Origin of the sequence: Rhodococcus sp. AD45-ID (genome assembly GCF_003023755.1) — a bacterium.
Lineage (GTDB): Bacteria > Actinomycetota > Actinomycetes > Mycobacteriales > Mycobacteriaceae > Rhodococcus_F > Rhodococcus_F globerula.
In genome coordinates, this window is the sequence record NZ_PYHL01000002.1 from 455,469 (window position 1) to 476,265 (window position 20,797).

The 20,797-nt window shown below is 61.5% G+C and carries 36 protein-coding genes; 35 read left to right on the top strand and 1 reads right to left on the bottom strand.

Annotated elements, in window-relative coordinates; genetic code table 11:
• Positions 1-12: 12 nt before the first annotated feature.
• The gene (locus tag C7T36_RS18270; RefSeq protein WP_146153449.1) at positions 13-585 is read right to left on the bottom strand and encodes a hypothetical protein; all 573 of its coding nucleotides are present in this window, start codon (positions 583-585) and stop codon (positions 13-15) included.
• A gap of 139 nt (positions 586-724) precedes the next feature.
• On the opposite strand from C7T36_RS18270, the gene C7T36_RS18275 reads away from it, so the two are divergent.
• The 35 genes from C7T36_RS18275 (at position 725) to C7T36_RS18440 (ending at position 20,763) form a co-directional block, all read left to right on the top strand.
• The gene (locus tag C7T36_RS18275) at positions 725-1,012 is read left to right on the top strand and encodes a hypothetical protein (protein ID WP_045067039.1); all 288 of its coding nucleotides are present in this window, start codon (positions 725-727) and stop codon (positions 1,010-1,012) included.
• Positions 1,009-1,239, top strand: a complete 231-nt coding sequence (locus C7T36_RS18280) for a helix-turn-helix domain-containing protein (protein WP_045067040.1) — start codon at positions 1,009-1,011, stop codon at positions 1,237-1,239. The genes C7T36_RS18275 and C7T36_RS18280 overlap by 4 nt, the downstream gene beginning before the upstream one ends.
• Complete coding sequence (locus C7T36_RS18285) at positions 1,236-1,415, top strand: hypothetical protein (protein WP_045067042.1); 180 nt, start codon at positions 1,236-1,238, stop codon at positions 1,413-1,415. Before C7T36_RS18280 ends, C7T36_RS18285 begins: the two co-directional genes overlap by 4 nt.
• Positions 1,416-1,473: 58 nt before the next feature.
• Positions 1,474-1,872, top strand: coding sequence for a hypothetical protein (locus tag C7T36_RS18290; RefSeq protein ID WP_146153450.1), 399 nt, complete (start codon positions 1,474-1,476; stop codon positions 1,870-1,872).
• Positions 1,869-2,276: a hypothetical protein gene (locus tag C7T36_RS18295; RefSeq protein WP_045067046.1), complete on the top strand. Its 408-nt coding sequence runs from the start codon at positions 1,869-1,871 to the stop codon at positions 2,274-2,276. Before C7T36_RS18290 ends, C7T36_RS18295 begins: the two co-directional genes overlap by 4 nt.
• Entirely contained in the window at positions 2,273-2,467 is a 195-nt protein-coding gene (locus C7T36_RS18300; RefSeq protein ID WP_045067048.1) for a hypothetical protein, read from the top strand. Before C7T36_RS18295 ends, C7T36_RS18300 begins: the two co-directional genes overlap by 4 nt.
• 102 nt (positions 2,468-2,569) lie before the next feature.
• Entirely contained in the window at positions 2,570-2,764 is a 195-nt protein-coding gene (locus tag C7T36_RS18305; protein ID WP_045067050.1) for a hypothetical protein, read from the top strand.
• Positions 2,754-3,023, top strand: coding sequence for a hypothetical protein (locus C7T36_RS18310; RefSeq protein ID WP_045067051.1), 270 nt, complete (start codon positions 2,754-2,756; stop codon positions 3,021-3,023). Before C7T36_RS18305 ends, C7T36_RS18310 begins: the two co-directional genes overlap by 11 nt.
• The gene (locus tag C7T36_RS18315; protein ID WP_045067054.1) at positions 3,020-3,208 is read left to right on the top strand and encodes a hypothetical protein; all 189 of its coding nucleotides are present in this window, start codon (positions 3,020-3,022) and stop codon (positions 3,206-3,208) included. Before C7T36_RS18310 ends, C7T36_RS18315 begins: the two co-directional genes overlap by 4 nt.
• Positions 3,208-3,489, top strand: a complete 282-nt coding sequence (locus C7T36_RS18320; protein ID WP_045067056.1) for a hypothetical protein — start codon at positions 3,208-3,210, stop codon at positions 3,487-3,489. The genes C7T36_RS18315 and C7T36_RS18320 overlap by 1 nt, the downstream gene beginning before the upstream one ends.
• Positions 3,486-3,818, top strand: coding sequence for a hypothetical protein (locus C7T36_RS18325; RefSeq protein WP_146153451.1), 333 nt, complete (start codon positions 3,486-3,488; stop codon positions 3,816-3,818). Before C7T36_RS18320 ends, C7T36_RS18325 begins: the two co-directional genes overlap by 4 nt.
• Positions 3,819-3,915: 97 nt before the next feature.
• Positions 3,916-4,605 carry a 3'-5' exonuclease gene (locus C7T36_RS18330; protein WP_045067061.1) on the top strand — a complete coding sequence of 230 codons (690 nt, stop codon included), beginning with the start codon at positions 3,916-3,918 and terminating at the stop codon, positions 4,603-4,605.
• Positions 4,602-5,471 carry a PD-(D/E)XK nuclease-like domain-containing protein gene (locus C7T36_RS18335; RefSeq protein WP_045067063.1) on the top strand — a complete coding sequence of 290 codons (870 nt, stop codon included), beginning with the start codon at positions 4,602-4,604 and terminating at the stop codon, positions 5,469-5,471. Before C7T36_RS18330 ends, C7T36_RS18335 begins: the two co-directional genes overlap by 4 nt.
• Positions 5,472-5,479: 8 nt before the next feature.
• Complete coding sequence (locus tag C7T36_RS18340) at positions 5,480-6,265, top strand: hypothetical protein (RefSeq protein WP_181317490.1); 786 nt, start codon at positions 5,480-5,482, stop codon at positions 6,263-6,265.
• 69 nt (positions 6,266-6,334) lie between these two features.
• A complete protein-coding gene (locus tag C7T36_RS18345) occupies positions 6,335-6,754 on the top strand; it encodes a hypothetical protein (RefSeq protein ID WP_045067065.1) in 420 nt (139 codons plus the stop codon).
• 126 nt (positions 6,755-6,880) lie between these two features.
• Positions 6,881-7,843, top strand: a complete 963-nt coding sequence (locus C7T36_RS18350) for a hypothetical protein (RefSeq protein WP_052683491.1) — start codon at positions 6,881-6,883, stop codon at positions 7,841-7,843.
• Positions 7,840-8,355, top strand: coding sequence for a hypothetical protein (locus C7T36_RS18355; RefSeq protein WP_045067067.1), 516 nt, complete (start codon positions 7,840-7,842; stop codon positions 8,353-8,355). The genes C7T36_RS18350 and C7T36_RS18355 overlap by 4 nt, the downstream gene beginning before the upstream one ends.
• Complete coding sequence (locus C7T36_RS18360; protein WP_052683492.1) at positions 8,342-9,163, top strand: hypothetical protein; 822 nt, start codon at positions 8,342-8,344, stop codon at positions 9,161-9,163. The genes C7T36_RS18355 and C7T36_RS18360 overlap by 14 nt, the downstream gene beginning before the upstream one ends.
• Before the next feature lie 67 nt (positions 9,164-9,230).
• Positions 9,231-9,695: a hypothetical protein gene (locus C7T36_RS18365; RefSeq protein ID WP_045067070.1), complete on the top strand. Its 465-nt coding sequence runs from the start codon at positions 9,231-9,233 to the stop codon at positions 9,693-9,695.
• Positions 9,695-10,048: a RyR domain-containing protein gene (locus tag C7T36_RS18370; RefSeq protein WP_045067072.1), complete on the top strand. Its 354-nt coding sequence runs from the start codon at positions 9,695-9,697 to the stop codon at positions 10,046-10,048. The genes C7T36_RS18365 and C7T36_RS18370 overlap by 1 nt, the downstream gene beginning before the upstream one ends.
• Positions 10,045-10,494, top strand: a complete 450-nt coding sequence (locus tag C7T36_RS30385; protein WP_204368985.1) for a hypothetical protein — start codon at positions 10,045-10,047, stop codon at positions 10,492-10,494. Before C7T36_RS18370 ends, C7T36_RS30385 begins: the two co-directional genes overlap by 4 nt.
• Complete coding sequence (locus tag C7T36_RS18380) at positions 10,491-10,751, top strand: glutaredoxin family protein (protein WP_045067075.1); 261 nt, start codon at positions 10,491-10,493, stop codon at positions 10,749-10,751. Before C7T36_RS30385 ends, C7T36_RS18380 begins: the two co-directional genes overlap by 4 nt.
• An 86-nt stretch (positions 10,752-10,837) precedes the next feature.
• Positions 10,838-12,043: a DNA methyltransferase gene (locus tag C7T36_RS18385; RefSeq protein ID WP_045067076.1), complete on the top strand. Its 1,206-nt coding sequence runs from the start codon at positions 10,838-10,840 to the stop codon at positions 12,041-12,043.
• A 2-nt stretch (positions 12,044-12,045) separates the two neighbouring features.
• A complete protein-coding gene (locus tag C7T36_RS18390) occupies positions 12,046-12,516 on the top strand; it encodes a hypothetical protein (RefSeq protein ID WP_045067077.1) in 471 nt (156 codons plus the stop codon).
• A 2-nt stretch (positions 12,517-12,518) separates the two neighbouring features.
• Entirely contained in the window at positions 12,519-14,114 is a 1,596-nt protein-coding gene (locus C7T36_RS18395; RefSeq protein ID WP_052683493.1) for a terminase large subunit domain-containing protein, read from the top strand.
• 50 nt (positions 14,115-14,164) lie between these two features.
• Positions 14,165-15,391 carry a hypothetical protein gene (locus C7T36_RS18400; protein ID WP_045067078.1) on the top strand — a complete coding sequence of 409 codons (1,227 nt, stop codon included), beginning with the start codon at positions 14,165-14,167 and terminating at the stop codon, positions 15,389-15,391.
• Positions 15,392-15,498: 107 nt separating this feature from the next.
• A complete protein-coding gene (locus C7T36_RS18405; RefSeq protein ID WP_106939769.1) occupies positions 15,499-15,966 on the top strand; it encodes a hypothetical protein in 468 nt (155 codons plus the stop codon).
• The gene (locus C7T36_RS29865; protein ID WP_045067081.1) at positions 15,963-16,160 is read left to right on the top strand and encodes a hypothetical protein; all 198 of its coding nucleotides are present in this window, start codon (positions 15,963-15,965) and stop codon (positions 16,158-16,160) included. Before C7T36_RS18405 ends, C7T36_RS29865 begins: the two co-directional genes overlap by 4 nt.
• Before the next feature lie 91 nt (positions 16,161-16,251).
• The gene (locus C7T36_RS18410) at positions 16,252-16,533 is read left to right on the top strand and encodes a hypothetical protein (RefSeq protein ID WP_045067083.1); all 282 of its coding nucleotides are present in this window, start codon (positions 16,252-16,254) and stop codon (positions 16,531-16,533) included.
• The gene (locus C7T36_RS18415) at positions 16,526-17,059 is read left to right on the top strand and encodes a hypothetical protein (RefSeq protein WP_045067086.1); all 534 of its coding nucleotides are present in this window, start codon (positions 16,526-16,528) and stop codon (positions 17,057-17,059) included. Before C7T36_RS18410 ends, C7T36_RS18415 begins: the two co-directional genes overlap by 8 nt.
• Positions 17,056-17,325, top strand: coding sequence for a hypothetical protein (locus C7T36_RS18420; protein ID WP_045067087.1), 270 nt, complete (start codon positions 17,056-17,058; stop codon positions 17,323-17,325). The genes C7T36_RS18415 and C7T36_RS18420 overlap by 4 nt, the downstream gene beginning before the upstream one ends.
• A gap of 197 nt (positions 17,326-17,522) precedes the next feature.
• Positions 17,523-18,365 carry a hypothetical protein gene (locus C7T36_RS18425; protein WP_146153452.1) on the top strand — a complete coding sequence of 281 codons (843 nt, stop codon included), beginning with the start codon at positions 17,523-17,525 and terminating at the stop codon, positions 18,363-18,365.
• 132 nt (positions 18,366-18,497) lie between these two features.
• Positions 18,498-18,800 (top strand): hypothetical protein, encoded by a 303-nt coding sequence (locus C7T36_RS18430; protein WP_045067905.1) that lies wholly within the window; start codon positions 18,498-18,500, stop codon positions 18,798-18,800.
• Positions 18,800-20,431: a hypothetical protein gene (locus tag C7T36_RS18435; protein ID WP_045067088.1), complete on the top strand. Its 1,632-nt coding sequence runs from the start codon at positions 18,800-18,802 to the stop codon at positions 20,429-20,431. Before C7T36_RS18430 ends, C7T36_RS18435 begins: the two co-directional genes overlap by 1 nt.
• Positions 20,428-20,763 carry a hypothetical protein gene (locus tag C7T36_RS18440; protein ID WP_045067089.1) on the top strand — a complete coding sequence of 112 codons (336 nt, stop codon included), beginning with the start codon at positions 20,428-20,430 and terminating at the stop codon, positions 20,761-20,763. Before C7T36_RS18435 ends, C7T36_RS18440 begins: the two co-directional genes overlap by 4 nt.
• Positions 20,764-20,797 lie beyond the last annotated feature (34 nt).

A 20,797-nucleotide genomic window follows, 5' to 3' on the forward strand; every position in this document is an offset into this window, starting at 1 on the left:
CAGCCAGGCGGCTTACGGGATGAAGTCGTGGTCGGTTGCTTCGCCCTCGTCAGGATCGGCAGTGTGCGCGACGTACGGAAGCCCGTCGAGATCGTCAATCGTCAGAGGTTGATTCTTCTGAATCAACTGCCTGACATTGTCAGGGACGGTGCGTGCTCGTTCACCGAATTCTGTCGCTGCTGCCTTGAGTAGCCCTAGTTGTTCTGCCTTCGCGAGTTGTTCATTTACTTCGGAGGGTGACATGCCGCGGGAGAGTCGGATGTCATCCTTCTCGGCTTGCACCTTCCGGTGAAGTTCGTCGGTCAGTTCGGCAATGGTGAGCGTGCGCAGGAAGTCGGATCGGTTGATCTGAACTTCGCGTAATCCAGCTTCCTCTTCGGTGAGGAATTCAGCTTCAACGAGTGCGTGCAGAACGTTCTCGTTGTAGGCGCGAGCGAACTTGAGAACGAACTCCGGGTCGGCGTTCGCGCCGTTCTTCCACCGCGTGAAGGCGCTCTTATCGAAGCCTGCGCGTGTTGCGGCTTCGCGTGCGGTGTCATCGCCCATCACGTTTTTTACGTACTTCCACCATCTCGTTTCTGCCATGCGACCAGCATAGTTGCGCGGGTGCAACACGTCAAGTGTTGGAACACTCCAACGTGGTGTTGCGCAACAACTTCCATCTGTGTAACTTCGTGGTTGTTCTTCTCCACCACATCGGTGGAGTACCCCACCAGGAGGCGAAATGAGCCAGATCGAAACGGTCCGGGTCCGCCACGATTGGATTCAGGCAGCACTGGAATCCAACGGCGGCGTGACCGGTCTCGCTAACAAACTCGGTATCGACAAGTCCACCGTCTCCCGGCAGGCGAAGGGTGACGCCGAAGCTGGACCTCGGTTCATCGGTGCCGTGCTCGTGCACAACACGATCAAGTTTGAGGACGCGTTCGACGTCACGATCGAGAAGGTTGTCCGCCGGACAGTGAGCCGTCCGGGATCTTCGCTGCCGCAGGCTGATCGGATCTCGGCATGACCGCTCTGGAAACACCGTGGATGACGGTAAAGGAGGTTGCCGCGTACTCGCGCCGCTCAGGTGATGCCGTCTACATCGCGTTGCAGTCGGGCGAGTTGAAGGCAAGCCAGTCGAAGGCCCCGAAGGGTCGCTGGAACATTCACCGCGACGACGTCGACGCATGGCTCCGCGGGGAGACCTCCACCAAATCCTCACCTCGGAATTCGAAGCTGAAGGCCGTCAAGTGACTGAGCAGGAGTTGGCTGACAACCGCGATTCGATGTCGCTGGCGGAGCGGGTTGAGGTTCGCCGCGAGTTGGATGCCGTTGCTGGTGTCGAGTACGACGTCCCGCCGGCGAATGGCATGTCCCGTCTGGCTCGCATTGTCGGCCCGGGTTTGCGCCGCATCAACAACCAGAAGTAGCGAAGCCGTCACGGGTGCAACCGCGACGGCCTCTATTCACCTACCAGAAGGAATGAACATGACTGACAATACTGCACGTGTCACAGGTCGGAGTCGACCGACAGCTCTATCTGATCTGCCGAAGTACAGCCTCGAAGGCCGCAGCATCTCGACGGTGTACGTCAATGAGTTCGACGACAACCCGGGGATGCTGGTTGCGTACGGCGAATTTGTGCGTGCTGCAAAAGACTCCGGTCACGTCGTTGTCGGAGGTTCGATCCGCCGCGAGATGTCTGACGACGATTTGCAGAAGGTGCTGCTTGATGCTCAAGCGCAGTGGGATCGGATGCATGAATTTTACAAGCAGGCTGCCAGCGGTGAAGAGATCAAGGACTACCTCGTCAACACTCTGAAGCAGTGGTGCATCAGTGAAGGCGTCGAGGTTCCTACTGCTCTTGTGTCGGCGGTGAAGGCATGAGTGTCAACGAGACTCTTCTCCGCTCGGTGATGGACCACATCGAGACGTGGCCGAACTTGTTGGATCAGAATCAGTGGCGCTGCGGTACGGCGCGTTGCTTCGCAGGCTGGGCAGCGGAACTGTCCGGCGCTCAGTGGATCTCGGGAGAACGGGATCAGGTCCAGATCGACACTGCCGAGGGGCGCTGGTTTGCAGGTAGCGTCGTCCGCTCGCAGTCCGGCGAGTTGCGACATGTCGCCGACTTCGCACGTCGTGAACTCGGGTTGACCGAAATAGCAGCAGATCAGCTGTTCGACGGGTCCAACACCATCACAGAACTGCGCGAGATGGTGGAAAACCTCTGCGATTTCGGGACTGTGTATGACGCGGCTCCGAAGACTCAGGCGGAGGTGACAGCGCCATGAGTGTGCTGTCCGACGGGATTTTCCGCGTGACGTTCTCTGGTGATCCGGTCAATGGCCGCATCGGTGTTGACGTCGAGGTGGATGGCAATCATGTGGCCGGCCCGACGTTCTCGCTCGAGGCATTCGAAGAGGCCGTTCGCTCGGCTGTCGAATCGGTGGAGTCGTCACCGTTGCGGAAGAAGTCAGCATGATCAGCCGCCTAGTCGCGGCACTCGGATACATCTCCCTGCTCGGCATCGTGGTCGTGTCCGCGGTCGCCGTCTACTACAGCATCCCGAACGGAGGGAACTGACATGGAACTTGTTGTTGTGTATGACGATCGGGTGATCTGGCATCTGGCTCCCGGTACGAAGGTCCGCGAACTCGGCCGACTTGGCCGACAGTTCATCGTCGACAAGAAGATGCCCGGAAAACTGTGGCTCGGCTCGACACCGTGCGCGGTGACCGACCTCGAGATGCCGGTGGAGGTGATCGGCCGTGGACGCTGAAGAACTGGCCGGCACGATCATCGAGAACCTCGAAGAGTTGAACGGGTTCGGCGTGTGGACCGAAGTCGACTACGACCGATACAACGGCGCGAATGGTCGCGGTTGGGCGACATCGTATTTCGAGATCACTTCCGCTGACGGCCGCGATGCGTCGATGACATACCTCGTCGCCTACCCAGTTGACGCGGAACCAGATGACGACGCTGCGGATCGTGCGTACGACGCCGTAAAGGACGCACAGATTGGGGTGACGTTGTGAAGATCAAAGGGAACAGTGAGCGGGAGTTCGACTACAACTCCGACGCCCAGCTCGGGTTCGTGCCTCCGACCGACGCGGCGTTGTCCGCGAAGGCTACTCGCACTGTCGCCGCGAACGCTCATGATGCCAGCGATGCCCGGGAATTGTTGTTGATGCTCGGCCTGATCAACCCCGAGGTGTCGTGATGGCGACACAGAAGAAGATCGTGTTGTGGTCCGACACCGACGACATCGCCACGTTCGCGCACAAGATTTGCGAGGACATCCGCGAATCCGACACCCGCACACTGCATAACCGTCTGACTGCGGAGTGCACGCACCGGCCGGGACAGATGGCGCAGGCGCTGATGGCACTCGCAGCGTGGGTGAATCCCGAGGAACGGATCACCGCGCGCCTCGACCGTGTCGAGCGGATCACCGAGGTGAAAGCGGCGAACGTGATGCGCGATAGGGGAGTAAGGGCATGAGCTTCACTCCGAAGGTAACGAAGTGCATGGCGTGTGGTGCGGCGATCTTCTTCTGCCGCACATCGAATTCGGAGCGGATGCCTGTCGAGTTCGAACCGAACCCGAACGGAAATCTTTCGATCACCCCGCATCCGGATGGGCTTCCCGAAGCGGTGGTTGTGCGGCCCGGGCAGGCAGCCGGGATGCGAGCCGCCGGCCTCTCCACCTACGTATCGCATTTCGCGGCGTGCCCGATGGCGGACGAGTTCCGCCGCAAAGCCCGCCACAAGCAAACCGTCGACACCTACCGCCGCAATGCGGCCAACCGATCGAGAGCGAGAAGAGCATGACCCCGCGATATCCCCAAGGCGCGCAACTCAGTCTCGCGCGCTTCATCATCCTGTCCTGCGCCATCATCGTCGGCGCCGTACTCGTAGGAGTGTTCCTGTGACTAGCTGGACTGAATCACCGCTCGCCGCATTCGATATCGAGTCGACTGGCCCGATCCCCACGAAGGATCGCATTGTCACCGCTTGCATCGCCCGTATCGACGGCAAGACCATCTCGGCGCAGAACTGGCTCGTCGACCCCGAGATCGACATCCCCGAAGGCGCAACGAACGTTCACGGCATCACCACCGACAAGGCACGCAGCGAGGGCGCACCGTACGCGGACGGGTACAAGGAGATCCGCGACGAGCTCGAGCGGGTGTGGGCGGAGGGCCGCATCGTGTGCGCGTTTAACGGGAGCTTCGATTTCACGATGATCGATCGCGAGGGTCAGCGGCTCGGGTATCCGAAGCTGGTGTGTGGACCAATATTTGATCCCTACGTTGTGGATAAAGCTGTGGACAAGTACCGCAAGGGGAAGCGCACACTCTCCGTCACATGTGAGGTTTACGGCATCCGGCTCGACAACGCGCACTCTGCTGACGCTGACGCTCTGGCCGCCGCGCGACTGGCATGGATGCTCGGTAGTCGCAATCCTGGGCTTGCGAAACTCACCGTCGATGAGTTGATGGAGAAGCAGGTCGTTTTCTATCGCGAGCAGCAGGAAGGGTTGGCCGCCTACTTCGAGCGCACCGGCAAGGACTTCTCCGACGTCAACACCGAATGGCCCATCCGAGGTGCGGCATGACCGCGCCAACGGAACCCGGTGTGTATGACGGCATCACCGACGAGGTTTATCACGCCGACCGAAATTCGCTCTCGTCCAGCGGAGCTCGCAAACTACTTGCGCCATCCTGCCCGGCGAAGTTCCGCCACGAGCAGGACAACCCGCCGGCGCCGAAAAAAGTGTTCGACTTCGGGCACGCGGCGCACTCACTCGTCCTCGGCTACGGCTCCGAGCTCCGCAAGATTCCAGCCGAGATGCTCGCATCGAACGGTGCTGTAAGTACCACCGTGGCCAAGGAGTTCGTCGCGAACGCGAGGGCCGAGGGCGCCGTCGCGCTCAAACCCGCTGAGTACCAGCAGGTGCAGGACATGGCGGCGATGATCAGAGCGAACGAGACGGCGGTGTCACTCCTGAGCGACGGCAAGCCCGAGCAGTCCCTCTACTGGCAAGATCAAGCGACGGGCATCAAGCGACGAGCACGGCCCGACTGGCTGCCGAATCCCAGGCGCTCACGGATGGTGGTCCCGGACTACAAGACAGCCGTGTCCGCCGACCCGATCAATTTCGCCCGCGTCGCAGGAGACTTCGGCTATCACTGCCAAGCACCGTGGTACCTCGACGGCATTGTCGAGCTCGGCATCGACGCCAAGCCAGAGTTCGTCTTCATCGTCCAGGAGAAGACGGCTCCCTACCTGGTCAACGTCATCGAGCTCGCCCCCGAAGCGATCGACCTCGGCCGGCAACTCAATCGCATCGCGATCGAGAGCTACGCGACCTGCCTGCAAACCGGCGTCTGGCCGGGATACGGCGAGGAAGTGAAAACGGTAGACCTGCCGCCATGGGTCTACAACCGACATGACGACACCGATTCAGAAATGGTGATTTAGCTATGGACATGACAGATTCGATCGCACCCAAATCGGACCAGCTCAACGCCGACGACTTGCTCGCCGGCCCGCGTACCGTTCAGGTCGAGAAGGTGACCGAGGGCGCCGAGGATCAGCCCGTGAACATCCATCTCGCCGAGTTCCGCGGCCGACCTTTTCGTCCAAGCAAGTCGATGCGCCGCGTGATGGTCAAAGTCTGGGGCAAGGAATCGTCGGCGTACATAGGCAAGCGCATGACGCTATTTCGCGATCCTGGAATCACGTTCGGCCGCGACAAGGTTGGCGGCATCCGCATCTCGCACATGTCGCACATCAGCAAGCGAGAAACGCTGATGCTCACCGTCACCCGGGGGAGGCGCGCACCGTACGTCGTGGAGCCCCTGCCCGATGGGCCGCCGATCATCACCCCGGAGCAGGCCGATGAGATCGCGGCAGCCATCGCGAAGGCGGCCGACCGTGCCGAACTCGACGCGATCGGCGCACAGCTCACAACATTCGACCTGGCCGGCCACCGCGGCAGTCTGCAGGGGCTGTGGAAGTCACGTGCAGCCGAACTTGAAGCCTCCTCAAATCCGGGCGCAAAAAAGGACACCGCGCAGACCAAACCCCCGACGATCCGAGAACGCCTCGTCGCGGCTCTCGTCCGCGAAGGCAAGACCGACGAAGCCGAGCAACTCGGCTACCTCTCCGGCGAGTTCAAGCGCGCCATCAAAGTTCTCCACGACCTCACGGACGCCGAGGCAGTCGAGATCACCGACTACCTCGAAGGCGCGCAAAACCAGAACCAGCAGTAGTGACCTATCGCGGCCTCGCCGAGGCTGTGAAGACCGCCGCAGTACCCAACAAAGAGAAAGAAGCCTGACATGGCAATTGTGAAAGATAACCCCAACGGCGACAAGGGAACCGTCGAAGGCATGGCGAAGTACAGCTTCATGTCCTCGCCGCCCGAGCAGTTCGAGCACATCCCCGTCCCCGGCGAACGGCGCGTCATGAGCGTGACCGTGCAGTGCAAAGCAGTCATCGACGAGGAAGTAGACGAAGGCATCCGCAAACACGTCAAGTGGAAGATCGTCGAAGCCGAGATCGGCAGCATGGCCAAGCGCGCCGAAACCACCGAACCGACACTCGACTACGAGTCGGGCGACGACGGCGAGTACGGCGACTACGGCACCGGCGCCCCCGCCGACACAGCCACAGAAACCGACACCGAACCCGACGACGCCGGCGACGAACCGGCCGACAACGTTCACGCTATCGGCGGCCCCAAGCTCTTCTCCGAGTAACCCGAATTTCGGTACATACAGTGAATCCTGTGTACCGGAATAGATGACATCATCGAAGGTGGTTCGGCCCCAGATTCCCCTGGGGCCGGGCCACCCACAACACCAACGAAGGGACGGCCGATACCCATGGCGCGTAGCCACGGCGTGATCCAATTCTCCCTCTGGAACAACAAGGACTTCCGCAAGTTGTCGGCAGCCTCGCAGCGGATGTACCTGGTTCTGTTCGGGCAGAAGGACGTGAACAACGCGGGGATGCTGCCACTGATGCCAGCACGGTGGGCGAAGTACTGCGACGAAACGGATGTCGACCATGTTTGGGCGTGCCTCAGCGAGTTGGCCACCCGCGATTTCATTGTCTTCGACACCGACTCAGATGAGCTTCTGATCCGCTCGTTCATCCGCGGCGACGGAGTTGTGAAGCAGCCGAACGTATTCAAGAACGCACTCAAATGCGCGGAACTCGTGGACTCTCCGTCGATCCGGATCGTGCTCGCGACCGAGCTACGGAAACTCCGCCGACGGGACGCGGATGCGGTCGCGGAACAGATCGAACCGAACCCTTCCGAAACCCTTTGCGAACCCTTCCCGAAGGGTTCCGAAACCCTTCCCGAACCCTTGAACCCTTCGCGAACCCTTCGCGAACCCCACGGGGAAGGGGTAGGGGAAGGGGTAAAGGAACCTAATGCATTAACTCAAGTTCTAGAGAACAAGCACGCGCGGGCAAATTCGAATGCACGCACCGAACGAGATCCCATCGATATTCCCGGAGCAGTCACCAACGTCGACGGATGGAAACTCGTCCGCGAAGTGATCCCAGGAGAACACCCCCAAGCGACGAAGACCGCACTCTCAATCGAAGCCGGAACGCTCATCAAAACCGGAACTCCGATCGACGACGTGAAAGCAGCTCTCGCGCTGTGGCTGTCGAAACCGAACCTCGGCCCACGCACTCTTCCAAGTCTCGTCTCTGAGGTCATCCGCAACCGGAACCCAACGCTTCCCGTCAGCACACCGCCCTCGAAGCAAGACGCGAAAGTCCAAGGCTTCCTCGCCCTCGCGAACCAGACCACCCAGAAGGAACTCGAATGACCGAATGGATCGAAACCTCAGCACTCGTACTCGCCAAATGCGCATCCAACGACCCATGGTTCCCAAACCCCAGCCAAGCCATGGTCATCGCCTGGGCCGAAATCTTCTCAACCTCACACCTCACACGCGAAGACCTCCTCGCCGGCGTAACCCGCGCCTACCGAACCGAAGACGCCGGATACCGACCACTCCCGGCATCAATCGTCAAACATGCCCGCGCCGGCTACTTCGAAAGCCTCGCAGACCTACCCGACGAACGACGCGAATCGATGGAAGACGCAGCCCACGCACTCATGGAAATCGGAATCCAACCACCCGACGCCCACAAATATGTGCGCCGAATCGTCCTCGGCCGCACCCCACCATTCCAGCTCACCACCGAACAAGACACCGAGTTCCGCGACATCCTCGCCGAACGACAAGCAATCAAATCGATGCCACCCAAACCCCTCGACGTCAGCAGGGCATTCCATCGGCCAACACCATCCAAGGCCAGCGATGCGCAGCCCTGACCTACAACAACTCGAAGACCGCGAACTCGCACTCATCGTCTCCTGCCGCTACTGCCAAGCCCCATCCGGCCAGCCGTGCACCACCACCGACAACACCGGCACACACGAACTCACCAACTTCCCCGCACACCTCGGACGCATCACCCGAGCCCAACGAATCCAACGACTCATCGCAGACCGCCCCAGGAGCCCCGAAATGCCCCACACTCACACCGACCCTCGCGAATCGACAGAAGAGCGGCACAGCGCCACACACAGCCCCAGCAACCGCCGCCCAGTCGTAGGCATAGACCCCAGCCTCACCGGAACCGGCATCGCCATCATCATCAACAACACACCCCAACTCCAGACAATCGCCAGCCGCGGCAAACGAGACGACACCTGGCAACAACGCGCCACTCGCCTGACCGACCTCCGCAACCGCACCATGAACCTCATCCCACGCAACACCGAACTCGCCATCATCGAAGGCCCCGCCTACGCCGCACAAGGCAGCGGAAACCACGACCGCGCCGGCTACTGGTGGATGCTCTACCAAGCCCTCACCGCACTCAAAATCCCCACCGCCGTATGCCCACCCACCACACGCGCCAAATGGGCAACCGACAAAGGCAACGCAGGCAAAGCCGACGTCGCAATGGCCATCGCCAAACACTGGCCAGAAACAACAATCCGAGGCGACGACCAAGCCGACGCACTCTGCTTCGCCACCATCGCCGCACAACACCTCAACCACCCAATGCCCTACCTAATCCTCGAACGCCACAAACTCGCACTCACCAAAATCGCATGGCCACAAATGCAGTAGATACACTCAACAGTGCCCTCGGTAATGGCACACCCAAAGGCGGCACACAAACCCACGGAGAGGGCACATGGCGAGCATCAAACCTGACGGCATCAGCGACCGCGAACGCGCCCTCGGAGCCATGAAAGATCGCCGCGACGGCAAGACCTGGGCTGAAGTGGCGGATACCTGGGGCTACCAGGACAAGAGCACCGCCTGCCGCGCCGTGAGACGTGTCCTCGAGCGCGTTGAAGGTGAAACCGCGGACGACTACCGGGAAGTCATTGCAGCGCGTTACGAGGCGTTGTGGGCGAAGTCGTGGGAAGCGATCAGCGCGGCGGAATCGAAGGGCCAGTTGGTGGGGAAGTCTCAGCTCGTCGCATCCGCCCGCGGTGTGCTGGACAGTCTCGCGAAATTGCAAGGGCTGCAGGCGTCCACAAAATCCGAAGTCACGGTCGTCACGCGTACTGCGATCGACTCGGAAATCGAAGCATTGCTCGGCAAGGCCGGCATCCGGCCCGGCGACGAAACCACAGACACACAGGAGAAGTGATGACACAGTTCAGTCATGTTGATATCGCCCGCGTTTGCCACGAGGCGAACCGGGAGCTGCAGTGGATCACGGGGGATCCGAACCCGTCTCCGCCGTGGGATGACGCGCCGGATGATCAGCGGGCGTCTGCGATCGAGGGCATTCAGAAGGCTCTCGACGGTGCTACACCGGAGCAGCTGCACGAATCGTGGTGCGCGTTCAAACGCGCTGATGGTTGGGTGTTCGGTGAGGTGAAAGATGCTGACGCTAAGACGCATCCGTGCCTCGTGGCGTACAGCGAATTGCCTGCGGAGCAGAAGGCGAAAGACGCACTGTTCAGCGCCATCGTCGACGCCCTCGGCGGTGCAGCGTGAAGCCGACAGTTGGACGCATCGTCCACTACCAGTCGTACGGCACGCCGGGTGGCGAGTACTTGCCTGAGCCACGTGCAGCGATCATCACTCAGGTATGCACCGTCGACCGCGCGCAAACCTCCGACGAGGAGCCGCGGATCGAGTACGCCGTCGGCCTCTGCGTCCTCAACCCCACCGGCCAGTTCTTCAACACCTCCGTCCCGTACGCCGAGGAACCCACACCAGGACACTGGAACTGGCCGCCCACGGCTGGTGTCGAGAGCGTCATTGCTCCGAGGGATTGCTCGCGATGCGACGGCTGCGGACAGGTCGCGAACACCGACGACGCGGAACCCTGGACGTACTGGGCCGCGTTGCCAGCTGGCATGGATCTCGCCGTACAGGCGGGCCTCGTCCGCCCTGTCACCTGCCTCGACTGCAACGGCGCAGGGCAGGCGACCTCATGATCGTCACTGTGTTCACGAAGCCGGGATGTCCACCGTGTGACGCAACGAAGACGAAACTCGACAAGCACGGTGTCGAGTACGAGGTCCGCGATGTCACCACCGACCCCGCAGCGAAAGCGCGGGTACAGGAACTCGGATACCTCGGCACACCCGTCGTCGAATGCGGCGACACACACTGGCAGGGCTACAGCCCCGACAAATGCAAACGCCTCGCAGACAGCCTGCAGCCCGCTGGCAACCCGCGAGTTTCACACTGATCCACACCGCCCACCCGGACGTCCGCGGGACCTTCCCTGCCGCGGCCGCCCGAAACACATAGCAACACAACAGGGAAAGGACCACCATGCCAGTCACAATCCACGGCACACGTGACCTCAACATCAACGACCTACGACCACACCCCCAAAACCCCAACCGCGGCGACGTCGAAGCACTCACCACATCCCTCAACACATTCGGCCAATACCGCGCCATAGTCGCCCTCACCGACGGCACAATCCTCGCCGGTCACCACCTCTGGAAAGCCGCACGCGCCAACGGACACACAACCATCCGAGTCGAAGTCATCGACTGCGACGAACAAACCGCCCGCAAAATCCTCATCGCCGACAACCGCCTCGCCGACCTCGGGCCCGGGGTCGACCCCGAACTCCTGCTCACCGTCCTCAACGACCTCGACATCCTCGACGGCTCCGGGTACAACGCCGACGACCTCGCGCTACTCGAACAAACCATCAACCCACCAGAGCCGAATACCGACCCTGACGACGCGCCACCACTGCCTGACAAACCCGTCCGCACGGCTGTCGGGCAAACGTGGCACCTCGGCCCGCACCGCCTATACGTCGGCTCCAGCACCAACACCGAAGCCGTACAAGCAATGCTGGCCGGCGACACCGTCGACTGCATCTGGACTGACCCGCCCTACGGCGTCGATTACGTCGGCAAAACCAAAGACGCACTCACCATCTCCAACGACACCACCGCTGGCCTCGGTCAACTCCTCACCGACGCATTCACCACAGCGGCAACCGTCGCCCGGCCCGGCGCGCCCGTCTACGTCGCACATGCCGCCACTGAGCACACCACCTTCGAGGCCGCGCTCAACGCCGCGGGCATCACCGTCAGACAGCAACTCGTCTGGGTGAAAAACCAAATCATCCTCGGACGCAGCGACTACCACTGGCAACACGAACCGATCCTCTACGGCTTCACCGCATCAGCACCAGGCGTCGGACGACTCGGCCGAGGCAGCAAACACTGGCAAGGCAACAACAGCGCCAGCACCGTCCTCCACGTTGACAAACCCAACGCCAACGCCGACCACCCCACCATGAAACCCGTCGACCTCATCGCACCCCTCATCAGTAACTCCTGCCCCGCAGGCGGCGTCGTCCTCGATCTATTCGCCGGTAGCGGGTCAACACTCGCCGCAGCGTTCATGACCGGCCGCCGCGCCGCTCTCATCGAACTCGACCCCAGATATGCAGACGTCATCGTCACCCGCTGGGAAGCATTGTCCGGTGAAACCGCTGAGCAGGTGGCCTGACTATGCGCTCACGACGAGTCAACGCCCAGACCGCGCAGAAGCACGAACGTGCCCTGCAGCTCCTCATCGGCGGGGCAACCAACCAACAGATCGCAGACCAGCTCGGATACTCCAGCCGCGGCGCCGCACACAACGCCGTAACTCAAGCACTCAACGAACACTCCGCCCGCAGAGCCGAACTCGCCGACCAAGCACTCACCATCACCCTCGAGCGCCTGGACGCACTATGGCGCCCCCAATACGTCAAAGCGATCCGCGGCGACGGCCACGCATCCGAAACATGCCTCCGAATACTCGACAGGCAAATCAAACTCCTTGGCCTCGGTGCACCAGCACGCGCAGACATCGCCATCTCCACGCGAACCGAACTCGACGTCCAAGTGGAAACGCTCCTCACCAAACTCGCTGACCGCCAGACTCATCCAATGCTCGAAACCGACGAAGAACCCGACGAAGAACCCGACAAGGAGTAACCATGAGCACGTTCGATGGAGGTGCCTGGCGCGCACTGCCCGCCGCCGACAAGCAGTACCTACGCGACAAACTCGCTGAAGCGTGTGCGCGCAAAGGCATCCCCATCAACGACACCACCAGCCCCGGTATTCTCGCCATGCGCCACGAGGCCGCCGTAACGGTGCAGCGCCCGCACCTCGAGCTCATCGACCGCGAACTCACGAAGCTCCTCGCCACACCCAACGCGAAGCTCATGATCTGGACACCACCACAGGTCGGCAAAAGCATGCGCGTCAGCCGCTGGTTCCCGTTCTGGTGGCTCACCCACCGCCCCCGAGACCGCGTCATCCTCGCCTCCTACGCAGCCAGCCTCGCCAACACCCACGGCGCCGCATGCCGCGACCTCGTCGAAACCCACGGCCTCACCTACGGCCTCCGCATGCGCGACGACGAAAACACCCGCGCTAACTGGACACTCACCTCCGGCGGCGGCATGCGATCCGTCGGCACCCGAGGCGGCCTCACCGGCCACCCAATGAACCTCGGCATCATCGACGACCCCTTCGCTGACCGCGCAGCGGCCGACAGTCCACTCATCCGTGAACGAGTCTGGGAGTGGTACAGCTCCGCGTACACCACCCGTAAAGCGCCCGGCGCCCGCGAAGTGATCGTCATGACCCGCTGGCACCCCCTTGACCTGTGCGGCCGACTCCTCGAACGAGACGGCCGCGTCGAGGAAGGTGGGGAATGGACTGTGCTGCACCTACCCGCCCTCGCTGTCGCACCAGACCCCGCGAAAGGTCTCTACGCTGATCCGCTCGGTCGCGCCCCGGGCGAACCACTCAGCCACCCCGTCATCGAGATCGACGACATCGACGGACTCGCAGATCACTGGCGCCGTAAGAAGAAAGGCTCCACCAGCCGAGACTGGAACGCCGTCTACCAAGGCTCACCGTTCGACTCCGAAGGCGCACTGCTCACCGAGGCGCATATCCGCGACGCGACCGCTGACCTCACCCTCGTCACGCCACGCATCGCTGGTGTCGGCATCGACCCGTCCGGCGGCGGCCGAGACACCGCCGGCATCATGGGCGGAATCCTCGGGACCAACGGCAAGTTCTACTGGACGCACAACCGCACAGCGCGCATGACATCCGACAAGTGGTCCCGCGAAGCCTGTCTGCTCGCCGACGAGATGGACGCTGACCGGTTCGTCATCGAAGTGAACTATGGCGGCGACCAGGCGACGACCTTGTTGAAGCAGGCATGGGATGCGTTGCAACGCGAAGGCCTCATCGACAAGCGGAACCTGTGCCCGCGAATCGTGCCAGTGCACTCCCGTAAGTCGAAACTGCTTCGGGCTGAGCCGATTGCGCAGGCCATCATGACGGAGCGTGCCTGGTTCGGGCGTGACCCGAGCCTGTCCGACTTCAAATCGGAATGGCAGCTATGGGAACCGGGATCGACATGGTCGCCCGGCGCGCTAGACGCTGGCGTACACCTCGCGACCGATATGTTGCCGCCGATTAATTCGGGTTCGTCGGTGTCTTCTGCGGCGAAGCGTTCGCGTACATCTACAACGGGCGCAAGTAGTTTGGCGGCACGCCGCACACGCTGATTTCTATTACGGTGACACAGTGATGACTGTATCCGTGTAAGGTTCCGGTCATGCCCCCAAAACATCCGACGAAAAATGACGTCACCCCCGCCGACTACCGATCCGCCGCCCGAGTACTCCTCGCTGACAAGTTCTCCGAAGCATGTGGAAGCTATGTAGCCGAATCAGTCTGGTGCAACACCGAAGCCGACCGCCTCGAATCCGCAGCCCTCGTTGAACGCCTCGCGCACATCGCGTGGACGGCGTCGCAAGACGCCGCATACAACAAGTCCCACGACACCGACGAAAACCCGCCCGTACTAATCGAATGGCAGGACCGCACCGACGACGACCGCGAATTCACCCGCGCCGGCATCAGGGCGATACTCGCTCAGCTTGAAGCTGACAACGATGCGCGCGTCTATGCGTCGATCAACCGCCTCGAAGGCGACGACCTCGTTACCGAACTCGCGAAGGCGATCCATGAGTATGAATTCGAGGGCGAACCTCGAGCGTGTGGCGGTGACGTGATGTTTCGCCCGCTGGCGGCGGCCGTCCTCGCGCATCTCGCATCTGAGGGAGACCTGGTTCCTGAGGGTGGTATGCCGCTCACCGCTGAACAGGTGGAAGACGTGCGGGGCCTGGTGAATGACAAGCGAGTTGCGTACACCGGATTCGTCAACCGTCTCCGCGCCCTGTTCCCGGCAACCGAACCCGCCGAGCGCGTAGATCACGGCTCGGTCGATGACGGCATGGGATCGGAATGGCAGCGATGCAAGGCAGACTGCGGCATCGAGATCGTCCGGCCGGGCAAGGCTCAGTGCTATTGCACGGAGCCGACTGACGAAGTTGATCCCGCCCCTGCCGTACCCGCCGAGGAGGAGACGAAAGCGGAGACGGGTGGGGACTTCATCGAGATCGTGTTCACCGGGCCTCCCGCAGCCATATCGGGCAGGTTCGTGGAGGTTGAGAATCCGCAGGGTGCAAGCATTTCGGTCGGTGAATGGATTGATCGTGGCGACGGATTCTGGGCGCTACGCATCCCATACACCTCCTCGCCGGTTGTCCCTGCCCCCACCGAAACCGGGCCGTGGCCGACATGGGAAGCGGTGCCTGGAGGGATTGAGTATCGAGGCACACACGGTCCTTGCATGTTGACCGAAGCGGTGTGGATCAACCGCGACCACAACCGATATGTGCGTATCGCCGATGGGGCAACGCAACTATCAGGGTTTGACGACGGCCACATGAATGCCAGATTCGCCCCGTTCGTTGCGGCCGAGGAGAAGGACGCGTGAGCGGCTGCACGAGATGCGGGCATGACCAACATGACCACCTGCTGAAGTTGTACGGGTGCGTATGGACAGACGGAGACTCTCGCGGATGCCTCTGTCAACGCTTCGAGGTGACCGCGCCTGACCAAGTGTTGACCGACCTGCTCGCAGCGCACTACCGGAACTGCGTCAGTGAGGAGGTCCGGCTCGATCCCGAGACTGGCGTTCACACGTACTGGCTCGAATGCACATGTGTGTGCGGAGCTCCCACCTCAGTCGAGGCGGTGGGAGACCGCGAGGCCGCCCTCCGTCTTGCCGATTCCGCGCATGTGGCGTTGGTGGTGGAGCAGCACACCCAGACACAGACAGCGCGAACCCGTGAAGCACTCAGAAAGGCCATGGAGATTTGGCCCGTGACCGTGGAGGACCGGGACCACTGGAAGGCCCGCGCCGAGAAGTTGGAGGCCACGGTCGCCAGGGTGGAGGCGGAGGCGACGCTACTCGAGCGCATGATCCGCACCGCGCCATGGAGTCGATACGCAGAGGTACGAAAGTCTCACCTCCGCACTCTCCGCGAAGCTTTGGGGAGAAAGTCGTGACCACGCCGGCGCCGGACACTGTCCGCATCTACCGCGACAGTTTGGGGGAGTGGCGGTGGACTCGCCGCACACATTCGGGGGCAACGGTTTCCGAAGCCAACCGCTCACACCCCACACGTACTGCGACACGCGACGACGTCGCACACCACAACCCCGACACCGCCCGCTATCTCGTAGAGACCGCACGCACATGACCTACTTTCTCGGAGCTGTGGCGTACACCGTCATCGTCGGCGGCTCCACCATCATCGGCGCACTCCTCTACCAAGACCTGAAGGACACCAAATGACACCCGAACAGATCCGCACCGAAGCGAAACGGCGACTGCAGACAGCTCTTGGCACGTACTTGAACAAGGACCCACAACGCACGTCAGCTCTCGCCGACGTCGTACTCGCAGTGCTCGGTGACCTACTCCCGACCGGCATCCGTTACGCCGTCAGCCATCCCGTGAACGTTGAACCTCGTTTCGCTGGTGAGTCTCTCGAAGACTGCGAACGGTACGCCGAAGAGTTCGAAACCCACGTGATCCGCCAGTACCTCACCGAATGGACCACCCATGAGTGACGACAACAAGCCGTACCGCAGCGGGCCGCCCATCGAGACCGGTGACCGCATCGCGGTAGAGATCGGTGACCAACGCTTCGAAGGCGCCGCGCAGGTTGAGAGCGGACGCTTCGGCCGACAGAAGATCACGATCATCCCCGACGGCGAACCCATGCTCTATGGCCGCGACTACGCGTTCAGCCCCTCCCCGCCAGATGAGATCCGTGCCGAAGCCGGCCTTCAGATCACCACCCACCGTTGGCTGCCACGCGAACCGATCCCGTACGACGAAATGCGCCGACTCTGCGGCCTACCCGACGTCAGCGCCTACATCGCACAACGAGAGCTCGCGCGCATGGGCAAAGAACTCAGGGAAGGCTTCCGTCGATTTGAGGAGGCTTGGACCGAAGCCGCCGAGCAAGCGCTGCCCGGTCTACGCGCCATCAGCGAAGCAGCGAAACCCAGGCAGACCCCGCCGATGTGGGCAGACATCCCCGGCCGCAACCACCGACCCGCGAAAACCCGCAACCACCGGAGAGTGAAATGAGCGACGATCCTCTCGCGCACCTCGACTTCACCGTCACTTGCGAACTCACCGACCCCCACGGCCCCTGCGCCAGACCAGCGGCACACATCGCCAACATCCACATGCACCGCAACGAAATGCCCCGCGTCGCACTCTGTGACCACCACCGAAACAGACTCCGCACATTCGAAGAAGGCATCATCGCCAACCACGGCCACGGACTCTGCGGCGTCTGCCGCCAAACAATGCACCCCGAGGACATCATCAGAAACGAAGAACAACTGTGAGCATCGCGCACTCGCTGAGTTCGCTCGAGTATTCGTTTCGTACAGATAAGCGGTTGGGTCGATACCCTTAGTCCTAAGCACGTGGTTTTCATCTCATCGAGGAGTTGACGTTGTCATACAGTGGTCTCATCGTTCAGGTCTTGATATCCGCCCCCGGCGATCTTCCACCCGCACATCGCGAAATTGTCGTTCGAGCGATGCGCGTCTGGAACACGACGTACGGCAGAGTTTTCGGGATTCACTTCAGTCCTACGGACTGGAAGGAAGGAAGTAATCCGGCCTTTGGCGAGTATCCGCAGGCCGTCCTGAACGAGCAGATCGTCGACGATTCGGATATCGCCATCGTGATCTTTACTGACCGACTCGGCACACCCACTCCCGATCATGAATCTGGCACGGTGGAAGAGATTGAGCGCATGTTGAAGAAGGGGAAAGACGTTGCAGTCCTGCTCAACAACTGCCCCCGTGCCCCATCCCGCGGTGGGGAAGACCAAAGCGCCAAACTCGCCGAATATCTGAAAGTGGTCCAGAAGAAAGCGTTTACGGGCGCATACGCGTCCGACGAGGAACTTCGACAGTCGCTAGAGCAACTGTTGGGTCGGATGGCGAACAAGTACAAACGCGAAGCAGAGGCGGCCAAAGTGCCGCAGCCACCTGCTCTGCCGAAGGCCGATCTTGCAGACGAATCGAGCGAGATCGCTAAAGGTGTGTGGCCCCGAATCGAAGTATCGGAGCGGGCCGGTGTTGATTCTCGGGGCAACCCAAGGACGTCAAAAGATTGGTATCTCGTTCTCGAAAGCACGTATTCAACTCCGGTGACAAATGTTCAGCACCACTTTGAAGACGCGAACGGAGAGCTGTTGACAGCGTTTGATTTGTTTGCGGACCGTCGCGGTCTTACCGAAATCCTGCCGCCAAAGGGCTCACTCCGATTCCCGATGGCGGTAACTTTCGGGATGCCTCCATCGGCGATTTGCGTGGTTACCTATTGCGATTCAAATGGAAACGAGCAGTCGACGCGAGCTACCGTTCGGATCTAGCTTCCCGCTCGTGGGTAGGGGAACCTGCTTCTCGCTACCCACGGGTGTTCTCCCGAAGTGGATGAATACTCAGGAAAAATGTTTCGGTGGATACACTCAACTCTGTCCACTGGAATAGAGGAGCTGCACACCGTGTCGATCACGATCTTTCTGCTGACGCTCGGTGCCGCCGCGCGCATCGTCCGCTTCATCAACAGCGACTACCTCGCAAGAGGACTACGAGCATTCTTCATCCGCCGCCTCGGCCCAGACCACGACATCCCCTACGCACTGACATGTGCTTGGTGCCTGTCGATCTGGGTCGCAGGCAGCCTCTTTACTCTCAGCTGGTTTTACGGTGAACACCCCGGCTTCATCATCCCCGCCATGGCCCTCACCGCCTCATACCTGATTGGTCTCGCAGCATCCAATCTCGACCCGGCAGAGGTGGACTGATGCGCACACGCCGCCCCGACAGCACCGCCCACGCCATCGCCGAACAACTCACAACCAGTCGAGCCCACACCACTGGCCGCCCGACCCGCGCGGAGCGCCGCAGAACCTCCACCCGCCGCGGACCTATAGTCGGTCAGTACGTCACACCATCCACCGACAGTCGCTTCAAGCCGCAATCCGTCACGGCAGCAGCCCAAGTGGTGTACGGCAAGTCCCTCACCAATCACAAGAAGCGCCCACCCGTCGCAGGCTGGCAGAAGGAAGCCTGGGAACTACGAAGCCAAGTACCGGAATTCCGGTTCGCAGGCGACCGTGTCGCGCGCGGCGCATCGCAGTACAAACTGTTCGCAGCGAAACGCCCAGACAGCAGCGGCAACGAACCAGAGAAGGCGACCGAAGGACTCGCATACGACCTGTGTTCCGAACTATTCGGTGACATCGCAGCCACACAGCAAGCCCTCCACCGCGCTGCACAACAGCTCACCTTCAACGGCGACAGCCTCATCGTTGTCACCGAAGACGATGCGACCGGACTGGCCTGGTCACCGCACTCCATCAGCGAACTCACCGGCCAAGGCCGAGCGTGGAAACTGAACGACGGCATCGAATCCCGCAACCTCAACGAAAACGACCTCGTCATCCGCTGCTGGAAACCAGACCCCGAATTCCAGGCCCTCGCAGACTGCCCAGCAAAAGCCGTGCTTCCTATCGCACGCACCCTCCGAGCACTCAGCAGGCGCACCGGCGCCGAGATCGACTCACGACTGGCTGGCTCAGGACTGCTGTGGCTGCCATCCGAAGGCCGCGCCGAAGTGCAACACGAAGACGATGACCCCGACGCGGACCCGTTCATCGAAGAGTTCATTGACTACTCCCTGACCCCAGTCCAAAACCCTGACTCCGCAGCCGCTGTCGTGCCCATGGTCGCCAGGATGACTGGTGACCTGATCGAGAAGATCCGGTACATGAGCTTCGCGACTCCGTTGGACGAGAAGCTCGCTGAGATGGAAACCAATTCGATCCGACGTATCGGGCTGGGTATGGACTCACCACCCGAGACGCTCCTCGGAATGGGCCAGGCGAACCACTGGACAGGTTGGTTGATCTCGTCGGAGGAAGTCACTCTGGTCATGTCGCCGACCGTCGCCACCATTTGTCATGCACTGACGATCGGGTTTTTGCATCCGATGCTGCAGGCCGCCGGCGTCGAGGACTGGGCCGATCACCTCATCTGGTTCGACGCATCTGAGCTCGAGCTACGCCCGGACAAGTCTGTCGACTCCCGCGACCTGTTCGAGAAGGGTGAGGTCGGCGCGGAAACGATGCGTCGCGAGAACGGGTTCGACGAAAACGACGCGCCGTCGGCGAAGGAACGCGAAGAGAACCTGCTCACTCGACTACTCATCGGTGCTCCCTCGCTCGCTCCGTTGCTGCTGCCGAAGTTGGGCATCGAAGTCGATGCGTCCGTGCTCAACAAGACCGCGGAGATCGCGGAAGCAACCGCCGGCAACACCCCGACTGACGGGGCCACGAAGCCGGCTGAGCCCGACAAGCCGAAGGCGGAGCAAACCATCCCCGACCAACCCACCGACCAGCCGAACGACAACGTTGAGACAGGACCAGGCGAATGACAGTGCCACTGTTCCGTGCCGAAACCTTGGCATGTGAGATCGCCGTACTGCGTGCGCTCGAGGTGGCGGGGAAGAAGTCACTCCGCCGGTGGTCACGCGGCACAGCGCCGGAAGTTCCGGCTTACCTGCTTCACACGCATCTGAAGATCGCAGCGACGCATGCGGATTGCGACAAACTTCTGGTCGGGGCGTGGGATCACATGACTCTGGTGTTGCCGGAGTCGACGAAGCTTCGGGAGCTGTGCGACTGGTACGTGCGGGAGCTGATCGTGACTCGCCGCCCGCACACACGCGCAGATCTCGAACGAGTCCTGGCAGTCGCACATGAGTAGCGTCCTCGAGTTCGTTCGCATCGTGTGGGCGTTG